Genomic DNA, 21,053 nt, shown 5'->3' on the forward strand with positions numbered 1-21,053 from the left:
TTCTCTGCGAGCGAAGTCAGCGAGAAAAGTATTTTTGGCCTACGCGTTGCCGCCGGCATCGGCAGATAAGTCGCTCGCTGCGCCAAGATGCCCGGCCGGCTCCATTCTCTTTTCATCGCGGCCACAGCAGCGGCGACTCGTCATCGGGAAAAATTTGGATTCTCATTTCATTGATTTCGTCCCCGGCGCGAGCGATGAGCTTGATAGCGAGTTCAGTTCCATGGAGACCAAGATGTTGCTTCGATCCATTTTCGCTCTTGCAGGCGCTGTTGCGATCTGGTCGACCGCCGCCGCGGCAGAAACGATCAAGATCGGCGTGACACCCGGGCCGCATGCACAAATCCTTGAGGCCGTGAAACCGATCGCGGCGAAGAGCGGGCTCGAGCTTCAGCTTATCGAGTTCTCCGACTATGTCGTTCCGAACGCGGCGCTCGACGCCGGCGACATCCAGGCCAACTCGTTTCAGAACCAGCCTTATCTGGACAACCAGAAAGCCGATCGCGGCTACAAGATCGAGCAGGTGGGACTGACGGTCAATTTTCCGATCGGCGTCTATTCGCGCAAGCACAAGAACTGGGCCGACGTTCCTGACGGAGCCAAGGTCTCAATTCCCAATGATCCGACCAATGGCGGCCGGGCGCTGCTTCTGCTGCGCGACAAGGGCGCAATCAAGCTGAAGAGCGACGTCGGCTTCAAGCCGACCGTTATCGACATCGCCGACAATCCCAAAAACCTGAAATTCGTCGAGGTCGACGCAGCCCAGGCGCCCCGGGCGCTCGACGATGTCGATGCGGCGGTCATCAACACCAACTATGCGACACAGGCCGGTCTCGATCCGGTCAAGGATCCGATCCTGCGCGAGGATCCGAAAGGGCCATACGTCAATCTGATTGCGGTTCGCTCCGCCGACAAGGACAAGCCGTGGGTCAAGATCCTGGTCGACAGCTACCACACGCCCGAGATCAAGGAATTCGTCCAGACCAAGTTCAAGGGCGCGGTGCTGCCCGGCTGGTAGTTGCCGCTCCAATTGCTGAGGGATGATGATGCGTATTCTGATGACGGCGGTTGCCGCGGTAACGCTCCTGGTCGGCACCGCGAGGGCCGAGACGGTCCGCGTTGGCGTCACGGCCGGACCACACGCCGAGATCCTCGAAGTCGTCAAGAAGGTGGCTGCGGGCCATGGGTTCGACATCAGGGTGGTCGAATTCACGGACTACGTGATCCCGAACCAGGCGCTCGCGCTCGGGGATCTCGAGGCCAATTCGTTCCAGCACGAACCTTATTTGAAGAACCAGATATCGAAGACCGGCTGGAAGATCGTCAAGGTCGCCAACACGATTGCGTCGCCGCAGGGTGTCTACTCGTTGAAATACAAGAAGCTGGCCGATCTTCCGGATGGCGGGCGGGTGGCGATCGCCAACGATCCTTCCAATGGCGCGCGCGGCCTGATGATCCTTGCGCTGCACGGCGTGATCAAGCTCAAGGACCCCAACAACGTCGCGTCGACCATTGCCGACATCACTGACAATCCGAAGCATCTGCGCTTCGTCGAGCTTGATGCCGCGCAGTTGCCGCGTTCCCTGCAAGATGTCGATCTGGTCTCGATCAACAACAATTATGCGGTTCAGGCCGGGCTCAATCCCGCCACCGATGCAATTGCTCGCGAGGCGGCCGATGGCCCGTGGGTCAACATCGTTGCCGTGCGCGAGGCGGACAAGGACAAGCCCTGGGTCAAGCAGTTGATCGATGCCTACCATTCCGAGGAGGTCAAGGCATTCCTCGAGAAACGCTTCAAGGGCACCTACATCGCAACCTGGTGACGGGCGTTGACCGCCCATCGCCAGGAGGTTTCCAGGCCGATCTATTCGGCGGCTTCGGTGCGCGCTGCCGTCGAGGCGCGGCGGAAGCCGGCGCCGGGATGCGTGGCGTCAAGATAGGGTCCGCGTCCGGGGAACAGCTTCTCGCGGAGCGTGCCTTCGCGATAGGCTGTCTTGTAGACTCCGCGTGACTGCAATTCCGGCACGACGAGGTCGACGAATGACGTCAGTGATTCCGGCGCGACGAGGCGGAACAGGTTGAAGCCGTCGACGTCGGTTTCGTCGGCCCAGGCGATCAGCTCATCGGCCACGTCCTGGGGTGAGCCGACCACGAATGGCGAGCGTGCGCCGATCCGGCTCAGCGTCGCGAGATCACCGACCTTGACCGGCCGCTCGCTCCGCAACGTGAAATTCTCGACCATCGACTGGATCGCGTTGCTCTCGACATATTGTACCGCCTGATCGGGACGATAGTTCGAGAAGTCGATGCCGGTCCAGCCCGAGAGCAGAGCCAGCTGGCCGGCTTGATCGACATACCCTGCGTACTCCTCGAGCAGATCGTTGGCCTCCGCGCGCGTCGGGGCAACGATCACGGTCGCGCCGGCGAACAGGCGGATATCATAGAGATCTCGTCCGAACGCCTTGGCCGCTTCCCTGATCTCGCGTACGGCACGGGCCAGAATGGGCCTGGTCTGGCCGTTGAGGAAGATCGCCTCCGCGTGCCTCGCCGCGAAGGCGCGGCCGCGCTTCGAGGTTCCCGCCTGATACAGCAACGGTGTGCGTTGTGGCGAGGGTTCGGCGAGGTGGATGCCGTCGACCTGGTAATGAAGTCCCTGGTGCCGCACATTGTGGATCCTTGCCGGATCCGTGAACACGCGCGCTGTCCGGTCACGGCGAACGGCGCCGTCCTCCCAGCTGCCTTCCCATAGCTTATAGCTCGCAATGAGAAACTCCTCGGCCGCCTCGTAGCGTTCATCATGCGCGCGGTTGGCCTCAAGGCCCATTCCGCGGGCGCCGCTGTCGAGATAGCCGGTGACGATGTTCCAGCCGATCCGCCCGCGAGTGAGATGATCGAGCGTCGAGAAGCGGCGGGCGAACTGGTAGGGATGCTCGTAGGTGAGGTTGGATGTGATGCCGAAGCCGAGATGCTTCGTTGCGTAAGCCATGGCGGAGACGAGCAGGGTCGGCTCGGCGTTCGGCAATTGAACGGCGTGACGCAGCGCAGTGTCAGGACTGCTGCCGTAGACGTCATAGATACCAAAGACGTCGGCGAGGAAGATGCCGTCGAGCAGGCCGTGTTCGGCGGTTCTGGCGTAGTCGACCCAATAGTCGAGCGAGTTGTAGTTGAGTGAAGTGTCGCGCGGATGCGACCAGAGACCGGCCCAGTTGTGGCTCGGCGCCATCATGTTGAACGCGTTGAAGCGAAGTTCCTTTGGTCTGGTCATTGCGCAATTTCGCTAATTGAGGACTGAGAGGTGATTTATCACGTCAGCTGCGCGGTTTTATTTTCTATATGGAAAGACAGGATCAAGATCGTGCTTTGTCTTCGATCCGGCGCAGCAGAGATTCGTTTGTTCGACGTCGTCGTGCTGTTCGAAATGACGGTATGCACGACATTGCGTACTGATTTGCAGGCGCGATCGGCAGATGACTCATCAGCTCCACTGAGCCGTTCAAACCGGCGGAGCAGTGAAACAAATGTTACGCGACAGGCGCCGCGGCTGAAAAATTAGCGACGCCATCAGACGCGCCGCCAGCACGCTCATCGCTATTTTCTCCGATGTCTCGACAGTCGCGGACGCTGCTGCGCATCATTCTTTGCCTTTTGATGCTGGGTCCACGGATTTCAGGAGAATTTCGAGATGCCGATCGAAACCAAGAATGTCGAGACGCTCGCCTTGCATGGCGGATCGTACCGGTCTGACCCGGCGACCGGCGCCGTCGCCGTTCCGATCTACCAAACGACGTCCTTTCAATTCGAGAATACCGATCACGCATCGCGGCTGTTCGCCCTGGAGGCGATCGGACAGATCTACACCAGGATCAAGAATCCGACGGCTGACGCGTTCGAGGAGCGCCTGGCCGCGCTGGAAGGCGGCGTTGGCGCGCTGGCCGTGGCGTCGGGCCAGTCGGCGACGGCCTACGCGATCTTCAACATCGCGCAAGCCGGCGACAATATCGTCTCATCGACCGATCTGTACGGCGGCACCTGGACGCTGCTGTCGCAGACGCTGAAGCAGTTCGGCATCGAGGTTCGCTTCGTCGATCCGGCCGATCCGGAAAACTTCCGCCGGGCGACCGATGCGAAGACCCGGGCCTATTTCGCCGAGACGCTGCCGAACCCCAAGCTCAACGTCTTCCCGATCAGGGAAGTCGCGGATATCGGCCGTTCGCTCGGCGTGCCGCTGATTCTCGACAACACCGCCGTCCCGCTCATTGCGCGCCCGTTCGAGCACGGCGCAGCGATCGTCGTCTATTCCGCGACAAAGTATATCGGCGGCCACGGCACGTCGATTGGCGGAGCGATCATCGACGGCGGCAATTTCGACTGGGCGGCGCACGCCGAGCGCTTCCCGCTGCTGACGCAGCCGGACGATGCCTATCACGGCGCGATCTGGACCGAGGCAGCCAAGCCGCTGGGTCCGATCGCCTACATCCTGCGCGCGCGCGTGAAGCTGCTGCGCGATCTCGGTGCCGCGGTCGCTCCCCAGAACGCATTTCAGTTCATCCAGGGACTCGAGACCTTGCCCCTGCGGCTGCGTCAGCACAACGAGAACGCGATCAAGGTCGCGAATTTCCTGGCACGACATCCCGCCGTTTCGCACGTGATCTTCCCCGGACTGCAGAGCGGGGAGGACCGGCGCCGCGCCGATCTCTATCTGAAGGGCGGCTATGGCGGGCTGGTCGGCTTCGAGCTGAAGGGGGGCGTCGAGACCGGCCGTCGTTTCATCGATGCGCTGAAACTGTTCTATCACGTCGCCAATATCGGCGATGCGCGCTCGCTGGCGATCCACCCGGCGTCGACCACCCATCAGCAGCTGAGCGCCGCGGAACAGCTCGCGGCAGGCGTGACGCCCGGCTACATCAGGCTTTCGGTCGGCATCGAACATCCCGACGACATCCTCGCCGACCTCACCCAGGCATTGGCCGAGGCTGAGGCGGGAAGCAGCGGCCGCAAGGCGGCCTGATCGATCCCTGAAGACGGAGTTGAAACCGAGACCATGAAGACATTGTTGCGCCTGGCGCAGGCGGCTGGCGTGCTGCTTGCCATGACTGCGGCCGCCGTTGCGGACGAACCTCTCAAGATCGCGACCAGCGCCGGCCCGGTCGGTCAGCTGGCTGGCTTTGCCGCCAAGCTCGCCAGGGATAAGGGGCAGGACGTCAAGATCGTCGAGCTGTCGGACTGGGTCGCGTTGAACGAGGCGGTGAACAGCGGCGACGTCGACGCCAACCTGTTCCAGCACGCCACCTATCTCGCGATCCAGAACAAGCAGCGCGGCTTCGACCTGGTCCAGGTCGACAAGGTCGGCGTGATCGCGCCCGTCGGGCTGTTCTCGAAGAAGATCAAGTCGCTCGAGGAGATCAAGTCCGGCGACAGCGTTGCGATCCCGAACGAGCCGCTCAACGGCGCGCGTGGCTTGATCCTGCTCGAACGCGCCGGACTGATCAAGCTGGCGCCGGGCAAGGGTTTTTCGGTCAATCGGTTTGATATCATCGAAAATCCCAAGAACCTGAAGATCGTCGAGCTCGATCCGGCGCAGACCTACCGGTCGCTCGATGACGTCACGCTTGCGCTCGTCAACATCACCTATCTGATTCCGGCCGGCGGTGATCCAAAATCGGCGCTGGTGATCGACCGCACGGTCGATGACGGTCTCGTGCTGCGCTTTACCGCGCGGCCGGACAAGAAGGACGATCCGCGCCTGAAGGCCTTCATCCAGGTCTTCAATTCACCCGAGGTCAAGCACTTCATCGAGGAGAAGCTGCCGGCGTTCATTCCGGCCGGCTTCGGCAGCTAGAGCTTTCCCGAGCGAAGTGGACGCCGGTTCGCGGCAGGAAAGCGCGTCAAAACTGGAATCTGGAGCTCCGTTCCGATTCCATCGGAACGGGGTTCTAGACGCGCGCGAGGGATGCAAGTCGCCGCCCCTCGTCGGAGTGAACCAGCAGAGCGGCAAGCTCGGCGCATTGGTTGCGGATGTCGGGAATTGCGCTGATTTCCCAGAACGCGGCGCGCGTGAGCGGGCCGACGGCATACAGGCGGCGCGATGGGACGCCGTCGTGACCGATGATCGCGCAATTGCGATCGGTTTCGATGCCGATGCGGAGCGGATCGACGCGCGCCAGGCCAAGCTCGAGCAGGCTGCGCACCGCGGGATTGGCGGTTGCGCGCGGATCCTTGACAATGCCGGTGCAGTCGACGATGGCGCCGACATGCATGCGACGGAGCCTGCTCTCGCCGCGCCGCCGGTAACTGACGATCGCGCCTGTCCGGTCGGGCTCGGCCGAGATCAGCTTTGCGGCCATCGGGGTGAGCCGGCCTCCATAGATCGCTTCAGTGATCCGGACCTCCACTTGCGGCGCCATCCGATGCCGATGCACGTCCCACCAGGCGCGTGCGTGCTCGAGGAACCGGCGCTTGGACGAAAGCGGGAGCTCACGCCACAGTCGCTGGGTATGGGGGCGAAGCCCATCGATCACGCTGCGCCAATCGCCGCCCGCTGCGATGTGCCGGTCGATGCGGCCGCGAAGCCAGCGAAGCAGGCTGCCGATTCCGGAGCCGAAGGGGACCTCCGCCTCCTCGATGTGCACGGCGTCGACCCGGCGGTGCGGTTTCGCGAGAAGGCCTCGGCGCGACATCGCAACGATCGGCCCGCGATGTCCGTCGCGCAGCAACGACAGCACGTAATCGACCATCGTCAGGCCCGTGCCGAGGATCAGGACGGTCGCGTCGTCGGCGATCGCAGCGGCAGACGGTGCTGCCCAGGGATCGGCATGTCCCGGACTGTTCGCGCGTGGATCGTGTCCGGTTGCGAGAACGACGATGTCGCCGACCAGCTGCCGGCCGTCGTCGAGGCTGGCGGTGACGTCGCCTCGCCGTTCGCGGATCGCGATGCATCTGCCGTGCACGATCGACAGGCGTTGGATGTTGGCCTGATCGGACGCCTGTTGCTCGAGCAGACTGGCAATGTAGTCACCAAAGATGCGCCGCGGCACGAAGCAATAGGGATCAGGGCAGAGCGGCGCGTCCGCCCCGCGCGAGATCAGCCAGTGCCAGAAATGGTCCGGCTGGTCGGGCAGCGCACTCATATTCGCGACCCGTACATTGAGCAGATGATCCGGATTGCCGGTATGATAGGCGATGCCGCGCCCGATGTCGGGACGCTGCTCGATCAGGCTGACACGGACATCGTCCGTCGGTTGACGCAGTAGCTGGTGCGCCAGCAGGACGCCGCTTGCACCGCCGCCGACGATGATGACGTGACGCGCTCGAGGAGCTGTCATGCTATCGCTCTGTGCGTGATCCTGCCGCACGACATGTGCGGCGTGGGCAGACTGACGTCGGCGTGGCGATGGATCACATCTGCTGCGGTCTCGACTGGGCATGCGTCGCGCCAACGAGCGATCAGCCGTGAGGACCAAACAGAAAGAGTTCGTGCATGTCCTTGCCGTCGGGGTTGGCGGCGCGGGCCAGCCGCCGCTGCCATCTCTTCAGCCGACGGGCCGCGCGACGAAGGACGTGGAGCCAAGAGGATGTCCGCACCCAGAGCCTCCTTCGCATTCCGAGCCGTTCGATGAACGATAACACGCTCCTGTTCGGGACGCGCGCGAAACTCGGCGGCGCCGCGAACTTTGCAATCAGACGCGCATGGCGAGGCGATTTGCAGCAGAGAGATGCTCTCGCGACGCGGCGCCAGGAAAATTCATTCCGGGCAATGTTGCCCGATCGCCGGGCTTATGGAATTGTCCGACCGGATGGTCAATAAATAGCGGTTCGGAGGCGGGGCTGTGGTCCCGGAACCTTGCGACTATTGACTGACATCTCTGGACGATGGCCGAACGGCCGCCTGGTGAAACGGACAAGACATGGCCCGATCGCGCGCCAAGGACTATGACGACAAGCGCCTCTCAATGCTGCATCGCTCGGCCCAGCTGTTTGCCGCATCGGGATATGTCGGCACGTCGATGAACACCATCGCCGATGCCTGCGGGGTTTCGAAGGCGCTGCTCTATCACTATTATCCCGACAAGGAAGCGATCCTGTTCGATATCCTGTCGTCGCACCTCGCGAAGCTGGTGGCGGCGGTCCGCAAGGCGAGCGCACAGGCCGGCGATCCGGTCGCGCGCTTCAGGACGATCGTTGCGACCCTGCTCGAGCTCTACCGGCATGCCGACGCCGAACATCAGGTCCAGATCTCAAGTCTCAAGCTGTTGCCGAAGGACAAGCAGCAGCCGCTGCTCGCAAGCGAGCGGATCCTGGTCGGGATCATGTCGGACGCACTCGCCGCCGCCGTGCCGGCGGCGAAGCACAAGCGCCTGCTCAAGCCGCTGACGATGAGCGTCTTCGGCATGCTGAACTGGCATTACATGTGGTTTCGCGAGGGCGGGCCGATGACCCGCGCCGAATATGCCGGTTTCGTCGCGCAGCTCGTGCTGGCCGGCGCCGACGATGCCGCGGCCGGCGCCACCCGGCCGCGCGGCAGGGCGAAATCGGCCGGCCGCGGCCGACAGGCCGAGTTGCTCTGACGCGCCTCTTAACCCCGCATCGCGTTCATGGTCAGCAGCTCGTAGGTCGCCGCGGTTTCGCCGGTGCCGGTCGTGATCTCGACGTCCCAGCGTACCTCGCCATATTGCTTGTTGCGCGGCATCTTCTCCTTCGCCGTCAGCCGCACCTGGATCTGTTCGCCGGGCTGGACGGGTTTGACGAAGCGCAGCGAGTCGAGGCCGTAATTCGCCAGCACCGGCCCGTAGTCGGGATCGACGAACAGGCCGGCCGCAAACGACAGCAGCAGATAGCCATGCGCGACGCGGCCCGGGAAGAAAGGATGCCCCTTGGTCGCTTCCTCGTCCATATGGGCGTAGAAGGTGTCGCCCGTGAAATGCGCGAAGTGCTCGATGTCGTCGAGCGTGACCTGCCGCGACTTCGAGACCAGCGTGCGGCCGATCTCGAGATCGTCATAGTGATAGCGGAACGGATGCAGGTCGCCTTCGAGCATCGGGCTGCCCTTGAACCAGCGGCCGGTGACGCCGCTCAGCATCGCCGGCGATCCCTGCAATGCGGTGCGCTGCATGTAGTGCTGGAGGCTGCGGACGCCGCCCAGTTCCTCGCCGCCGCCGGCCCGGCCGGGGCCGCCGTGAACCATCTGCGGCATCGGCGAACCGTGTCCGGTGTGCTCGCTCGCGCAGTCGCGGTCGATGATCGCGACGCGGCCGTGAAAACTGCCGATGCCAAATGCCAGTTCGGTCGCTGCCGGGATGTCGTGCGTGTAGATGGATGCGACGAGGCTGCCGCCGCCGCGATTGGTCAGCGCGATGGCCTGCTCCAGATCGTCGTAACCCATCACGGTGCTGACAGGGCCGAACGCCTCGATCGCGTGGACTGCGGATGCGGCGAGCGGCTTGGCGCAATGCAGCAGCAGCGGCGGAACGAAGGCGCCGCGCTTCGCGTCGGCATCGAGCGGCGCGAAGTTGCCGGGATCGCCGGCCACCAGTTCGGCTTCGGCGCGAAGCTTCGCGACATGGGCAAGCACATCGCTGCGCTGGCCGAGCCCGACAAGCGGCCCCATCCTGACCTTGTCGTTTTCGGGATTGCCGATCGTGACCTTGGCCAGACGGTCGCGCAGCGCCGTGATCACGGCATCGAGTCGTGCCGACGGCACCAGCGCGCGACGGATCGCGGTGCATTTCTGGCCGGCCTTGACCGTCATCTCCTTCGCCACTTCCTTGACGAAGAGGTCGAACTCCGGACTTCCCGGCACTGCGTCCGGAGCGAGGATTGCGGCGTTCAGCGAATCCCGTTCGGCGATGAACCTGACCGCCTCGCGCGCGATGACCAGATGCCGCTGCAGTTTTTGCGACGTGTCGGCCGAGCCTGTGAAGGACACGACGTCCTGGCAGGTCAGATGGTCGAACAAGTCGCCGGTCGATCCGACGATGAATTGCAGCACGCCTTCGGGCAGCGCGCCGGATTCGGTGATGATCCGAACCAGCTCGTGGGCGACATAGGAGGTGACCGTCGCGGGCTTGGTCACGACGGGCACGCCGGCCAGCAGCGCCGGCGCCAGCTTCTCCAGCATGCCCCAGCACGGGAAGTTGAATGCGTTGATGTGCACTGCGACGCCGTGCAGCGGCGTCACGATATGCTGACCGGCGAATGCGCCAGCCTTGGAGAGCCCTTCGACGTTGCCATCGAGCAGGAATTTGCTGTTCGGGAGCTCGCGGCGGCCCTTGCCGGCATAGGCGAACAACGTGCCGATGCCGCCGTCGACGTCGATCATTGCGTCGGTGCGGGTTGCGCCTGCGTGGAATGACAGTTTGTAGAGCCGGTCCTTGTGCTGGGTCAGATAGTCGGCCAGCGCCTTCAGTAGGCCCGCGCGCTGATGGAACGTCAGCTTTCTGAGATGTTTGCCGCCGATCGCGCGGCCATAGGCGAGGATCTCGCGCATGTCGAGATCGCTCCTGGTGGTGACCGCCACCACATCGCCGGTGACGGCACTGTGAATCTCGGCTGCCGGTTCGCCCGGGCCGGACCATTTTCCGCGCACGAAGCTGTCGAGCTTCATGACGTTGCCCGCCGTCCGTGCACCACTGGATTGAGGCTGTGTCATCGCAATTGGACCTTCTGACTTGTGATCAATGATGCGTCTCGCCTTGACGGCGGAATGTTCAATCCGAACGTTCAAGCTTTGGCTCGTCCGACAAAGCGCGTCGCGCGCTTTTCGAGAAAGGCGTTGAGCGTCACGACGCGATATCCGGTGCGGATATCGGTCAACACCAAATCGCTGACCATGATGACCTCCCGTTGCGGCTTCTGGTGGCCGAAGGTTGCGTGACGTGCGCTTGGATTACTATTGACCGTCCGGTCAGTCAATTATAATCCGCGTAACGGCTTGGGATGACGACACCGGGCAATATCGAGCGAGCACGATTTCGGTCTCGGTTGCGATTTCAGATCCGACAAGAACGTCAGGATGATCCGGCCGAGCATCGCCTGTCGGCCAGCAAAGCGCCGACGCGTAAGCACGGGACCGTGCTTACGCGCGGTGTCATGCTGCCACAAATCGGCCGAATATCACCGGCCACCTCCTGCCGCCATGAGGATCAGCCGGTGACGATGCAGTCGCCGGATATCGCCGGGTTTCGGTTCTCGACCGCGGATTTCGGCGAGCGCGACCGCTTGCCGATCTTTCGCGAGCAGATCGGGCGGATGATCGTGAAGCTCGATCCGGAGCCACTGAGCGTCGGCGCGTTCCATGCCGAAGCCAATGTGCGCGAGCTGCCTGGGCTCGGGATCGTGTCCTGGGCGTGCAGCAACCTCAAGATCGCACGGCCGCGCGAGCTGTTCGACGGCAATGACGACCTTGTGCTGACGATCATCACGAGCGGCAACGCCCGCGCGTCGCAGCGCGGCCGCGACATCGAGCTGGGCCCGGGGCAGGCCGTGCTGGAGTCGAGCGCGGAGGTGGGCAACATGGTGGTCCCGGTCTCGCCGAGCCGTTTCGTCGGTCTCAGGCTCCCGCGCAAGGCGCTGGCACTGCTGGTCCGCGATCCCGAGGACATGCTGAACCGGTCGTTGCCCGCGAACACCGAGGCGATGCGTCTGCTGGCGCTCTACATCAGGGAGCTTGACGACAGCTACCAGCTCGCGACGCCCGAGCTGCGCGGCGCCGTCGTCCGGCATCTGGTCGATCTCGGGCGACGTCGCAAACAGCGCTCTCGGCCAGCCTGTGTGCTGTCGCGCACCCAACATCGCCGCCCAATCACGTCCGCTGCGGGCGATTTCAGACGTCAATGCACGACAACGTGTTTCACATTGTTGCCCGATGTCGCATATGTCCAATCCCCCGTCGCCTCAGTCCGAGCCTGCCGATCGTCTCGCGCTTAAAAGGCAGCCCCCGGTGATCGTTGCAATCGGCGGATTCGTCGACTGCGATGCATTGAGGCGACTTGAGACCATCGAGGAGAATGTGATGAAGTTTGCACTTCGAGGATATTTTCTTGCGCTCGGCGCGAGCCTGGCCTTGTCCGGCGCCGCCATGGCACAGGATATCAGTGTTGCCGTGGTCGGGCCGATGACCGGCTCCGAGGCGAGCTTCGGCCAGCAGTTCAAGAACGGTGCTGATCTCGCGATTGCCGATATCAATGCGGCGGGTGGCGTGCTTGGCAAGAAGCTGAAGCTGGAGGTCGGCGACGATGCCTGCGATCCGAAGCAGGCGGTGTCGGTTGCCGAGAAGATGGCAGGCGCGAGGATTCCGTTCGTCGTTGGGCATTTCTGCTCATCGACCTCGATCCCTGCGTCGGACGCCTATGCAGAGGGCAATGTGCTGCAGATCACGCCGGGCTCGACCAATCCGCAATTCACCGAGCGCGGGTTGTGGAACACGTTCCGTGTCTGCGGCCGGGATGACCAGCAGGGCACGGTTGCGGCCGCCTACATTATCAAGAACTACAAAACCAAGAACGTCGCGATCATCCACGACAAGACGACCTACGGCAAAGGCCTTGCCGACGAAACGAAGAACGCCATCAACGCCGCGGGCGTGAAGGAAAAGCTTTATGAGGCCTATACCAAGGGCGACAAGGATTTTGCCGCTCTGGTATCCCGCTTCAAGAAAGAGTCGATCGATTTCGTCTATGTCGGCGGCTATTATGCCGAGGCTGCGTTGATCCTGCGCCAGATGCGCGAGCAGGGCGTCAATGCTGTGCTGATGGGCGGCGACGCCCTGGTCGACAAGCAGTTCGCCGCGATCGCAGGTCCGCTTGCCGAAGGCTCGCTGTTTACCTTCTCGCCCGACCCGCGCAAGAAGGCGACCGCGGCCGCGACCTTGAAGAAGTTCAAGGACAAGGGCATCGATCCCGACGGCTACACGCTCTACAGCTATGCCGCGTTCCAGATCTGGAGCCAGGCCGCGGCCCGTGCCCAGACCACCGACGCCAAGAAGGTCGCGGCGGCCATCAAGGCCGGAAGCTGGGATACCGTGCTCGGCAAGATCAGCTATACGCCGAAGGGTGACATCACCCTGATCGACTACGTCGTGTACCGCCGTGACAAGGACGGCAACTACGCCGAATTGCCGGCCGGTCAATGATCGCCAGAGCGTTTTCGAGCGAAGCGGATACCGGTTCGCGTGAGGAAAACGCGTCAAAGCAAAATCGAGAGCCTCCGTTCCGATGCAATCGGAACGGAGGCAACCCTGGCCAGGCTGAATCGTTTCCCGCTGCGCCCGTGGTCGGCGCATCCGGTCACATGTTCCGGGGAAAGCGCGCAGCGCCGGGGATCGGCGCGAGCCATGCGACGGCGCGATCGGTATAGATCTCGGCCTGCGGCTGCAATCCCTCCATGCTGTCGAGCGTGCCGGCTTTCACCACGACCTTGCCGGGCATCAATGCGGTCTTCGCCAGCAGAGGGGACCCGCAGCGCCCGCAGAAATGACGATGGACCGGATGGCCGCTGTCGCCCTTGTCGACGAACGCCACCGTCTCGCCCGACTGCTGGTAGTCGGTTTCGCGGATCACGAGGTTGAATGAAAACAGGCTGCCGCTTTGCCGCTGGCAATGTGTGCAATGACATATCGCGATGCTCCGCGGTTCGCTCTTGAGCGTGTAACGCACCGCGCCGCACAGGCAGCCGCCGTTCCGTTCCTGCATGCTGGTTTCTCCCATTCGATGACGCCGTCGCCGCGACAAGGACGCCGCCTCAGGCGTCGCCAATCACGGCATCGATGAATGTGGTGGCCGACTCCCTCAACTGCTTGCGGCTGTATCCGGCGCGCTCCATCACGGCGAGCCCGCGCGTGAACGTCACGATGACGCGCGCCAGCCGGTTTGCATCGGCCGTGCTGCGCCTGTTCGGCGCCGCGCTGATGGCTTTGCCGACCAGTTGCTCGAGCCGGGTGAGCACGTCCAGCACGCGCTGACGCACATCCGCGCTCGAAATGGCAGCGTCCAGCGCAGTGCGCGTCGTCAGGCAGCCCCGCTGCGGCGTGCCGTTCGTCATGTTGACGATGATCATGTCAAAGAAGTCCCTCAGTCTCGCTGAGGTATCGCCCTGCGCCAGCGCGCTGCCGGCCGCGTCCAGGAATTGCGCGGCATACTGATCGAAGGCGCGCAGGAAGATCGCTTCCTTGTCGCCATAGGCGTTGTAGAGGCTGCCGCGCTGGACGCCGGTCGCGGCCGCGAGGTCCTGCATGGTCGCATCGTGCAGGCCCTTGCGCCAGAACACGTCGAGCGCGGTTGCGATCATCTCGTCCTCGTCGAACTGACGCACGCCCACCATTTCGATCCACTCCATCGGCTCATTGTTGACACAATCGTCAATATTGACAATGATGTCAAGAATGAACCCGAGGAGATCCGGATGATTACCGCTGTCACGACGTTCAAGCTGCCGAAGCCGATCACGCGCGAGGAAGCCCGCAGCATCTTCCTGAGCACCGCGCCGATCTATCGCGGCATTCAGGGGCTGTTCCGAAAGACCTATTTGCTGTCCGAGGACGGGATGACGGCCGGCGGTATCTATTTCTGGAACTCGAGGGTGGAGGCGGAGGCGCTTTACACCGATGCGTGGCGCGCCCGCGCCCGCGAGAAATATGGCGCCGATCCGACGGTGACCTATTTCGAGAGTCCTGTGGTGGTCGACAACCTTGCCCATCAGATTGTTGCCGACGATTAGCAACGACGCGGCGGAGGCGGATGCGCATCACGGGTGCGCGGCGGCGCTGGGACCAGCTCGCGCGCGATCCAGACCGCCGCCGGCCCATGGCGAGCTCGGCAACCGCCGCGACGGATTTCAGCCAGATAGGCGCGAGCTTCGGTGACGGCGGCAGGTGGTTCGCGATCTGCCGGCGAAACAGCTCGTCATCGGGCAGTCCCGTGATCGGAGCGGTGAATGCTTCCTGCGGCAATCTGCGCCGCCACAGCGGAATGCCCGCCGCGGCCGCGGCGTCCGCGAGCGAGCGGCCGTCGATGACGCATGCGCGTGCGCGCGCCGACGCGATCCCGGCTCGCGGGACCGCCAGCGCGAACAACAGCGCAGGAAAGCGCGCAGCAAGGTCCGCAAGACGCGTGTGCCGCATGGCAGCGCGCGGACCCTTCCCTGAACGTGTGGATGATACCTCCGCAGCTGATGTTCGAGCAGCACGGAGCGTGTGGCTCGCGACGAGAGGTCACCTGAAGCGTCGAGGTCATGACAAAAGTTCCGCAAGCGCGGAGCCCAAGGCCCGCGGCAGATTCGATTGCGGGTGGGTGTTGCGATTTTACCCGGGATCCGATCCCGGGACGCGCGTCAAATATCGCGCGGCGAACCCGGGAAGCGCACAGACCTGAACATCGTCGCCTCCTGCGTTGAAGTTGCGGAGCGCTCCCATAGCCTATTTCCCGCCGATAGGCAACGTGAAGCTGTGCATTGCATTTTAGCGATGTGGTGCGTGCGCGATGAGAGACCACACCGCGGCGTCGGCCGCCAAGGTCTCTTCACGATCCCGGTCAACGACGCTAGTCTGATGAGGGGCTAACAAGAAACGCAGGCGGGAGGCCATAATGACCCAACAACAATCCTCCGATCCAGGCTCCCCGGCACTGCCACGCCGCAGGCTCGGCCGCACCGGGCTCGACGTCTCCATTCTCGGCTTCGGCACAGCACCGCTCGGCGACCTGTTCGCACGGCTCGACGACACTGCTGCGATCGCAGCAGCGGAGCGGGCGTTTGCGCTGGGCGTCAACCTGCTGGATTCCTCGCCGCTCTACGGCCATGGCCTCGCCGAACACCGCAGCGGCACCGCGCTGCGCCGCGTGGCGCGCGACGACGTCGTCGTCTGCACCAAGGTCGGGCGCTGGATGGACCCGTTCCACGGCCGCGGCGACGGCTCCAATTTCGCCGGCGGCGCGCCGCATCGCGCGGTGTTCGACTATTCCTATGACGGCACCATGCGCTCGGTGGAGCAGTCGCTGCTGCGGCTCGGCACCGATCGCATCGACCTGCTGCTGATCCACGACGTCGACGTCTGGACCCACGGAGCTGACGCGATCGAGGCGCGGTTTCGCGCGGCGATGGAGGGCGCCTATGTCGCGCTCGACAAGTTGCGTTCCGAGCGCGTGGTCAAGGGCATCGGGATCGGCGTCAACGAGGCCGAGATGTGCGTGCGCTTCGCCAAGGCCGGAACGTTCGACACCATGCTGCTTGCCGGCCGCTACTCGCTGCTCGAGCAACCCGCACTCGCCGAATTCCTGCCGCTGGCGCAAGCAAAGGACATCGGCATGATGCTCGGTGGCGTCTTCAACTCCGGCATCCTGGCGACCGGCGCGGTTGCCGGCGCCAAGTACAATTACAGGGATGCGCCGCCGGACGTGATGCAGAAGGTGGCGGCGATCGATCGGGTCTGCCGCGCCCACAACGTGGCGCTGCCGACCGCGGCGCTGCATTTCGCGCTCGGCCATCCGGCGGTGGCAAGCCTCGTGCTCGGCGCGCAGACGCCGCAGGAGGTCGAGCGCAACGTCGCCGCGTTGTCGTCGCCCGTGCCTGCCGCGCTGTGGCGCGACCTGAAGAATGAGGGGCTGCTCGACCAGCATGCGCCGGTGCCGGCATGATGCGGATCGACGCCCATCACCATGTCTGGACCCTGGCGCGCGCCGATTACGGCTGGCTGACGCCCGAGCGCGGGCCGATCTACCGCGACTTCGGCCTGGCCGATCTCGCGCCGCATCTCGCCGCGGCCGGGATCGAAGGCACCATCCTGGTGCAGGCCGCGCCGACCGAAGCGGAGACGGCATTTTTGCTCGATATCGCAAAGGGCGCCGAGCAGGTGCGCGGCGTGGTCGGCTGGGTCGACTTCGACGCCGCCGATGCCGCGGCGCGGATCGACGCGTTTGCCGGGCGCGAGCTCCTGGTCGGTCTGCGGCCGATGGTGCAGGACATCGCCGATGACGACTGGCTGCTGCGCCCCGAACTGGCGGCGCCGCTCGAGGCCATGGCGCGGCATGACCTGGTCTTCGACGCGCTGGTGCTGCCGCGCCATTTGCCGCGGCTCATTCAGGTGGTCGATCGCCATCCGGACCTGCAATTCGTGCTCGACCATTTCGGCAAGCCGCACCTTGCGACCGGCGACATCGCGGCCTGGAAGGACGACATCGCAAGCCTCGCCACACGATCCAACGTGGTCTGCAAACTCTCGGGTCTTGCGACCGAGGCGGCACCGAACTGGCAGGTTGCCGATCTCAGCGAGGCCGTCGATCATGCACTGGCATGTTTCGGGCCGCAGCGGATGCTGTGGGGCAGCGACTGGCCCGTCGTCAACCTCGCCGGCGGCTATGCGTACTGGTTCGCAGCCGCGGAGTGCCTACTTGCTGATTTGTCAAGTGAAGCAAGAGCTGCGATTTTCGGCGGCAATTCGGCGCGGGTTTATTTGTCAAGCCGCGGACGGCCAACATCCCGGAAATAGATTGCAGCCCGCGCCCAATTTGATCCACAGCGCGCCTTGATGAATCAATCCGGGATGGTTCATAAGCGACCTCCGCGCCATCGGTGATCCGGCGGCGCAACGGAATTTCAGAGAGACAGGCGTGGCAAAGATTCATCATCAGATTGCGCAGGAGCTGGGGGTTCGCGACGAACAGGTCGAGGCGGCGGTGACGCTGCTCGACGGCGGCGCCACGGTGCCGTTCATCGCGCGATACCGCAAGGAGCTCACCGGCGCGCTTGATGATGCCCAGCTGCGTACGCTGGAAGAGCGGCTGACGTATTTGCGCGAGCTCGAGGAGCGCCGTACCGCGGTGCTCAATTCGATCCGCGAGCAGGGCAAGCTCGACGCCGCGCTCGAGGCTCAGATCATGGCCGCCGACAGCAAGGGCCGGCTCGAGGACATCTATCTGCCGTACAAGCCGAAGCGTCGCACCAAGGCCGAGATCGCCAAGGAGGCCGGCCTCGAGCCGCTCGCCGATCAGCTTCTGACGCAGCCCGAGAGCGATCCGAACGAGGCCGCGACGCCCTTCGTCAATGCCGAGAAGCAGGTCGCCGACGTCGCCGCGGCGCTCGACGGCGCGCGCGCGATCCTGGTCGAGCGCTTCGCCGAGGATGCCGACCTGATCGGCGCGCTGCGTGAGGAGATGTGGTCGAACGGCATCATGGCCTCGACCGTCCGCACCGGGAAGAAGACCGAAGGCGAGAAGTTCAAGGACTATTTCGATTTCTCCGAGCCGCTGCCGAAGTTGCCGTCGCATCGCATCCTGGCGCTGTTCCGCGGCGAGAAGGAAGAGATCCTCGACCTCGCCATCAAGCCGGAGGCGCAGGAGCCGGTCGTAGGCCAGCCCGGCCTCTACGAGCTCAAGATCATGAACCGCTTTGCGATCTCCAACCAGGGCCGCAAGGGCGACAAATGGCTGACCGAGACGGTGCGCTGGGCCTGGCGCACCAAAATCCAGATCCACCTCAACATCGATTTGCGGCTGCGGCTGTGGACGGCGGCCGAGACCGAGGCGGTGCGCGTGTTCGCCTCGAATCTGCGCGACCTCTTGCTCGCGGCGCCGGCCGGCGCGCGCGCCACCATGGGGCTCGATCCCGGGTATCGCACCGGCGTCAAGGTCGCGGTGATCGATGCGACCGGCAAGGTGGTGGCGCATACGGCGATTTTCCCGCACGAGCCGCAGCGGCGCTGGGATGAGGCGCTCGCCATTCTCGGCAAGCTCGCGATCGAGCATGGCGTCGAGCTGATTGCGATCGGCAACGGCACCGCCTCGCGCGAGACCGACAAGCTCGCCGCCGAGCTCGTGAAGCGGCTGCCCGAGCGCAAGATGACCAAGATCGTGGTCTCCGAAGCCGGCGCATCGGTCTACTCGGCCTCGGCCTTCGCCTCGAACGAATTGCCCGACCTCGACGTCACCATTCGCGGCGCGGTCTCGATCGCGCGGCGCCTGCAGGATCCCTTGGCCGAGCTGGTCAAGATCGATCCGAAGGCGATTGGCGTCGGCCAATACCAGCACGATCTCGGCGAGGCCAAGCTCGCCCGCTCGCTCGATGCCGTGGTGGAAGACTGCGTGAACGCGGTCGGCGTCGATGCCAATACCGCCTCGGTGCCGCTGCTCGCGCGGGTGTCGGGCATCGGCCAGGGACTGGCGCAAAGTATCGTGCAGCACCGCGATGCCAACGGCCCGTTCAAGTCGCGCAAGGCGCTGAAGGAGGTGCCGCGGCTCGGCCCGAAGGCGTTCGAGCAGTGCGCCGGCTTCCTGCGTATCAGCAATGGCGAGGATCCGCTCGATTCATCCGGCGTGCATCCGGAAGCCTATCCGGTCGTGCGCCGCATCCTCGAGGCGACCAAGAGCGACATCAAGGCGCTGATCGGCAATGCCGACGTGGTGCGGGGTCTCAAGCCGCAATCCTTCGTCGACGATACGTTCGGATTGCCGACCGTCACCGACATTCTGCGCGAGCTGGAAAAGCCCGGCCGCGATCCGCGTCCGGCGTTCAAGGCGGCGGTGTTCAAGGAAGGCGTCGAGGAGGTCAAGGACCTAAAGAAGGGCATGATCCTCGAGGGCACCGTGACCAACGTCGCCGCATTCGGCGCCTTCGTCGATATCGGCGTGCACCAGGATGGGCTGGTGCACATCTCGGCGATGTCGCGGAATTTCATCAAGGACCCGCGCGAGGTGGTGAAGCCCGGCGACATCGTCAAGGTCAAGGTGCTGGACGTCGAGGTCGCGCGCAAGCGCATCGCGCTGACGCTGCGGCTTGACGACGAGATCGGGCCGAAGAAGGACAATGCGGCGCCGTCGCGCGATTTCTCCCGCGGCTCCGGCAAGATGACGTCGTCGGCTCCGCGCCGGCCGCAGGAGCAGTCCGGCGGCGGCGCGCTCGCCGACGCGCTGCGCCGCGCGGCCGAGAAGAACGGACGCGGCAAGCCGACCTGAGCCGCGGAGGAGGGCTTCGAGCCGAGTTCGCCGCCTTGTTCGAAATCGACCACCTGACGCTTCTGGCTGAGTTGCCTAAGCTGTCCCCGTCATCCTGAGGTGCGAGCTCTTGCGAGCCTCGAAGGATGCACGGCCCCATTTCTGGCCGATTCATCCTTCGAGGCCCGCTCCGCGGGCACCTCAGAGCCTGACTGAAAAATGGGTGAGTGATCTCAGTGGGGTGTGATTCCATCGGATTTGCAAAGATTCGAGGGAGAGCACGATGCCCTGGACCAAGATCACTCGGGAGCAATATCGGCGGGACGATCTGCGTTATGCAAGCGATATGACCGATGCGGAGTGGGCGGTGATCAGACGCCTGTTGCCGCGAGCGAACCGGCGCGGCCGGCCGCGTAAGACGGAGCTGCGTCGTGTGATCGAAGCGATCCTCTATATCGTTTCGACCGGCTGCCAGTGGCGGGCGTTGCCGCAGGAGTTCCCGCCCTATTCGACGGTGCAGGGCTATTTTTATAGATGGCGGGATACAGGCCGGTGGCAGAGGATTGTCAGCGTGCTTGTCCGACGGGCGCGAAAAAAGCTTGGACGGACACCGAAGCCGACGGCGGCCGTGATCGACAGTCAAAGTGCGCCAACCACGCAAGCTGGCGGACCGCGCGGCTACGATGCAGGCAAGCGCATCTACGGCCGCAAGCGGCACATTGTGACGGATACCAATGGCCTCCTCCTTGGGGTTCATGTTCATCCGGCCAACGTTCAGGACTGCCATGGCGCCGTACCGCTGCTGAAGAACGTGCGGATGAACTTCCCCCGGCTGCGCCACGTCTTTGCCGACCGGATCTACCGCGGAAATCAACTCCTCGACGCGCTCTCAGACTGCGGTCCATGGACTGTCGAGATCGTCGAGCGGCCCCAAGGCGTCAAAGGCTTCCAGCTTCTGCCGAGGCGGTGGGTGGTTGAACGCACATTCGCTTGGTTCGGCAGATGCCGCCGCCTCGCCAAGGATTTCGAGGCGACGGTGGCAACCGAAGCTGCCTGGCTGCTGATTGCACACATCAGGCTCCTGACCCGCAGACTCGCGGATTTATGAGTCAGACTCTCAGGATGACGGGGCCGAAGGGGGCC

At 64.0% G+C, this 21,053-nt stretch carries 19 protein-coding genes; 13 read left to right on the forward strand and 6 right to left on the reverse strand.

The annotated features are described in order from the left end of the window. The first annotated feature begins 220 nt into the window (after positions 1 to 220). Together J2R80_RS14440 and J2R80_RS14445 are read left to right on the forward strand one after the other, a co-directional pair. Positions 221 to 1,015: a MetQ/NlpA family ABC transporter substrate-binding protein gene (locus tag J2R80_RS14440; RefSeq protein WP_057017483.1), complete on the forward strand. Its 795-nt coding sequence runs from the start codon at positions 221 to 223 to the stop codon at positions 1,013 to 1,015. A 28-nt stretch (positions 1,016 to 1,043) separates the two neighbouring features. Then, positions 1,044 to 1,820 (forward strand): MetQ/NlpA family ABC transporter substrate-binding protein, encoded by a 777-nt coding sequence (locus J2R80_RS14445; protein WP_141340399.1) that lies wholly within the window; start codon positions 1,044 to 1,046, stop codon positions 1,818 to 1,820. Between the two features lie 41 nt (positions 1,821 to 1,861). Here the strand turns inward: J2R80_RS14445 and J2R80_RS14450 are convergent, their stop codons facing one another. Next, positions 1,862 to 3,262 carry an LLM class flavin-dependent oxidoreductase gene (locus J2R80_RS14450; protein WP_141340382.1) on the reverse strand — a complete coding sequence of 467 codons (1,401 nt, stop codon included), beginning with the start codon at positions 3,260 to 3,262 and terminating at the stop codon, positions 1,862 to 1,864. 30 nt (positions 3,263 to 3,292) lie between these two features. On the opposite strand from J2R80_RS14450, the gene J2R80_RS14455 reads away from it, so the two are divergent. From J2R80_RS14455 to J2R80_RS14465, 3 genes are all read left to right on the forward strand, one after another. Further along, a complete protein-coding gene (locus J2R80_RS14455) occupies positions 3,293 to 3,550 on the forward strand; it encodes a hypothetical protein (protein WP_141340383.1) in 258 nt (85 codons plus the stop codon). 129 nt (positions 3,551 to 3,679) lie between these two features. Beyond that, positions 3,680 to 5,005 carry an O-acetylhomoserine aminocarboxypropyltransferase/cysteine synthase family protein gene (locus J2R80_RS14460; protein WP_141340384.1) on the forward strand — a complete coding sequence of 442 codons (1,326 nt, stop codon included), beginning with the start codon at positions 3,680 to 3,682 and terminating at the stop codon, positions 5,003 to 5,005. A gap of 33 nt (positions 5,006 to 5,038) precedes the next feature. Next, positions 5,039 to 5,836: a MetQ/NlpA family ABC transporter substrate-binding protein gene (locus J2R80_RS14465; RefSeq protein ID WP_141340385.1), complete on the forward strand. Its 798-nt coding sequence runs from the start codon at positions 5,039 to 5,041 to the stop codon at positions 5,834 to 5,836. 94 nt (positions 5,837 to 5,930) lie between these two features. On the opposite strand, the gene J2R80_RS14470 is transcribed toward J2R80_RS14465, so the two are convergent. Then, positions 5,931 to 7,319: an FAD/NAD(P)-binding protein gene (locus J2R80_RS14470; protein ID WP_141340386.1), complete on the reverse strand. Its 1,389-nt coding sequence runs from the start codon at positions 7,317 to 7,319 to the stop codon at positions 5,931 to 5,933. A gap of 582 nt (positions 7,320 to 7,901) precedes the next feature. Between J2R80_RS14470 and J2R80_RS14475 the strand changes: the two genes are divergently transcribed. After that, entirely contained in the window at positions 7,902 to 8,561 is a 660-nt protein-coding gene (locus J2R80_RS14475; protein WP_141340387.1) for a TetR/AcrR family transcriptional regulator, read from the forward strand. An 8-nt stretch (positions 8,562 to 8,569) separates the two neighbouring features. Here the strand turns inward: J2R80_RS14475 and paaZ are convergent, their stop codons facing one another. Together paaZ and J2R80_RS14485 are read right to left on the reverse strand one after the other, a co-directional pair. Then, positions 8,570 to 10,597, reverse strand: coding sequence for a phenylacetic acid degradation bifunctional protein PaaZ (gene paaZ, locus J2R80_RS14480; RefSeq protein WP_141340400.1), 2,028 nt, complete (start codon positions 10,595 to 10,597; stop codon positions 8,570 to 8,572). Positions 10,598 to 10,713: 116 nt separating this feature from the next. Next, positions 10,714 to 10,905 carry a hypothetical protein gene (locus J2R80_RS14485; RefSeq protein ID WP_141340388.1) on the reverse strand — a complete coding sequence of 64 codons (192 nt, stop codon included), beginning with the start codon at positions 10,903 to 10,905 and terminating at the stop codon, positions 10,714 to 10,716. Between the two features lie 24 nt (positions 10,906 to 10,929). Here J2R80_RS14485 and J2R80_RS14490 point away from each other — a divergent pair, with 24 nt between their 5' ends. Both J2R80_RS14490 and J2R80_RS14495 read left to right on the forward strand, forming a co-directional pair. Continuing rightward, complete coding sequence (locus tag J2R80_RS14490; RefSeq protein WP_141340389.1) at positions 10,930 to 11,919, forward strand: hypothetical protein; 990 nt, start codon at positions 10,930 to 10,932, stop codon at positions 11,917 to 11,919. An 85-nt stretch (positions 11,920 to 12,004) separates the two neighbouring features. Beyond that, positions 12,005 to 13,123 carry a branched-chain amino acid ABC transporter substrate-binding protein gene (locus tag J2R80_RS14495; protein WP_038382395.1) on the forward strand — a complete coding sequence of 373 codons (1,119 nt, stop codon included), beginning with the start codon at positions 12,005 to 12,007 and terminating at the stop codon, positions 13,121 to 13,123. 154 nt (positions 13,124 to 13,277) lie between these two features. Here J2R80_RS14495 and J2R80_RS14500 read toward each other — a convergent pair whose 3' ends face one another. Next, complete coding sequence (locus J2R80_RS14500) at positions 13,278 to 13,682, reverse strand: GFA family protein (protein WP_057017457.1); 405 nt, start codon at positions 13,680 to 13,682, stop codon at positions 13,278 to 13,280. Between the two features lie 49 nt (positions 13,683 to 13,731). Further along, entirely contained in the window at positions 13,732 to 14,325 is a 594-nt protein-coding gene (locus J2R80_RS14505) for a TetR/AcrR family transcriptional regulator (RefSeq protein WP_057017458.1), read from the reverse strand. A gap of 66 nt (positions 14,326 to 14,391) precedes the next feature. On the opposite strand from J2R80_RS14505, the gene J2R80_RS14510 reads away from it, so the two are divergent. The 5 genes from J2R80_RS14510 to J2R80_RS14530 all read left to right on the forward strand — a co-directional run bounded on the left by J2R80_RS14510 (position 14,392) and on the right by J2R80_RS14530 (position 21,018). Further along, on the forward strand, positions 14,392 to 14,706 hold the full coding sequence (locus J2R80_RS14510; protein ID WP_076826962.1) for a monooxygenase: 315 nt from the start codon (positions 14,392 to 14,394) through the stop codon (positions 14,704 to 14,706). Between the two features lie 866 nt (positions 14,707 to 15,572). After that, positions 15,573 to 16,619, forward strand: coding sequence for an aldo/keto reductase (locus J2R80_RS14515; RefSeq protein ID WP_141340391.1), 1,047 nt, complete (start codon positions 15,573 to 15,575; stop codon positions 16,617 to 16,619). Further along, positions 16,616 to 17,470 carry an amidohydrolase gene (locus J2R80_RS14520; RefSeq protein ID WP_253638790.1) on the forward strand — a complete coding sequence of 285 codons (855 nt, stop codon included), beginning with the start codon at positions 16,616 to 16,618 and terminating at the stop codon, positions 17,468 to 17,470. Before J2R80_RS14515 ends, J2R80_RS14520 begins: the two co-directional genes overlap by 4 nt. A gap of 121 nt (positions 17,471 to 17,591) precedes the next feature. Then, positions 17,592 to 19,931, forward strand: a complete 2,340-nt coding sequence (locus J2R80_RS14525; protein WP_141340393.1) for a Tex family protein — start codon at positions 17,592 to 17,594, stop codon at positions 19,929 to 19,931. 262 nt (positions 19,932 to 20,193) lie between these two features. Continuing rightward, positions 20,194 to 21,018 carry an IS5 family transposase gene (locus tag J2R80_RS14530; RefSeq protein ID WP_253638791.1) on the forward strand — a complete coding sequence of 275 codons (825 nt, stop codon included), beginning with the start codon at positions 20,194 to 20,196 and terminating at the stop codon, positions 21,016 to 21,018. Positions 21,019 to 21,053 lie beyond the last annotated feature (35 nt).

It is taken from the genome of Bradyrhizobium sp. USDA 4541, assembly GCF_024171085.1.
In the GTDB taxonomy this organism is placed as follows: domain Bacteria; phylum Pseudomonadota; class Alphaproteobacteria; order Rhizobiales; family Xanthobacteraceae; genus Bradyrhizobium; species Bradyrhizobium australafricanum.

Bases quoted from the DNA above. Each gene is read 5' to 3' on its own strand.
- J2R80_RS14490 (WP_141340389.1), top strand. From the start codon at position 10,930: ATGACGACACCGGGCAATATCGAGCGAGCACGATTTCGGTCTCGGTTG.
- J2R80_RS14470 (WP_141340386.1), bottom strand. From the start codon at position 7,319: ATGACAGCTCCTCGAGCGCGTCACGTCATCATCGTCGGCGGCGGTGCA.
- J2R80_RS14465 (WP_141340385.1), top strand. From the start codon at position 5,039: ATGAAGACATTGTTGCGCCTGGCGCAGGCGGCTGGCGTGCTGCTTGCC.
- J2R80_RS14530 (WP_253638791.1), top strand. From the start codon at position 20,194: ATGCCCTGGACCAAGATCACTCGGGAGCAATATCGGCGGGACGATCTG.
- J2R80_RS14495 (WP_038382395.1), top strand. From the start codon at position 12,005: ATGAAGTTTGCACTTCGAGGATATTTTCTTGCGCTCGGCGCGAGCCTG.
- J2R80_RS14460 (WP_141340384.1), top strand. From the start codon at position 3,680: ATGCCGATCGAAACCAAGAATGTCGAGACGCTCGCCTTGCATGGCGGA.
- J2R80_RS14520 (WP_253638790.1), top strand. From the start codon at position 16,616: ATGATGCGGATCGACGCCCATCACCATGTCTGGACCCTGGCGCGCGCC.
- J2R80_RS14450 (WP_141340382.1), bottom strand. From the start codon at position 3,262: ATGACCAGACCAAAGGAACTTCGCTTCAACGCGTTCAACATGATGGCG.
- J2R80_RS14505 (WP_057017458.1), bottom strand. From the start codon at position 14,325: ATGGAGTGGATCGAAATGGTGGGCGTGCGTCAGTTCGACGAGGACGAG.
- J2R80_RS14515 (WP_141340391.1), top strand. From the start codon at position 15,573: ATGACCCAACAACAATCCTCCGATCCAGGCTCCCCGGCACTGCCACGC.
- J2R80_RS14475 (WP_141340387.1), top strand. From the start codon at position 7,902: ATGGCCCGATCGCGCGCCAAGGACTATGACGACAAGCGCCTCTCAATG.
- paaZ (WP_141340400.1), bottom strand. From the start codon at position 10,597: ATGAAGCTCGACAGCTTCGTGCGCGGAAAATGGTCCGGCCCGGGCGAA.
- J2R80_RS14440 (WP_057017483.1), top strand. From the start codon at position 221: ATGGAGACCAAGATGTTGCTTCGATCCATTTTCGCTCTTGCAGGCGCT.
- J2R80_RS14445 (WP_141340399.1), top strand. From the start codon at position 1,044: ATGCGTATTCTGATGACGGCGGTTGCCGCGGTAACGCTCCTGGTCGGC.
- J2R80_RS14500 (WP_057017457.1), bottom strand. From the start codon at position 13,682: ATGCAGGAACGGAACGGCGGCTGCCTGTGCGGCGCGGTGCGTTACACG.
- J2R80_RS14510 (WP_076826962.1), top strand. From the start codon at position 14,392: ATGATTACCGCTGTCACGACGTTCAAGCTGCCGAAGCCGATCACGCGC.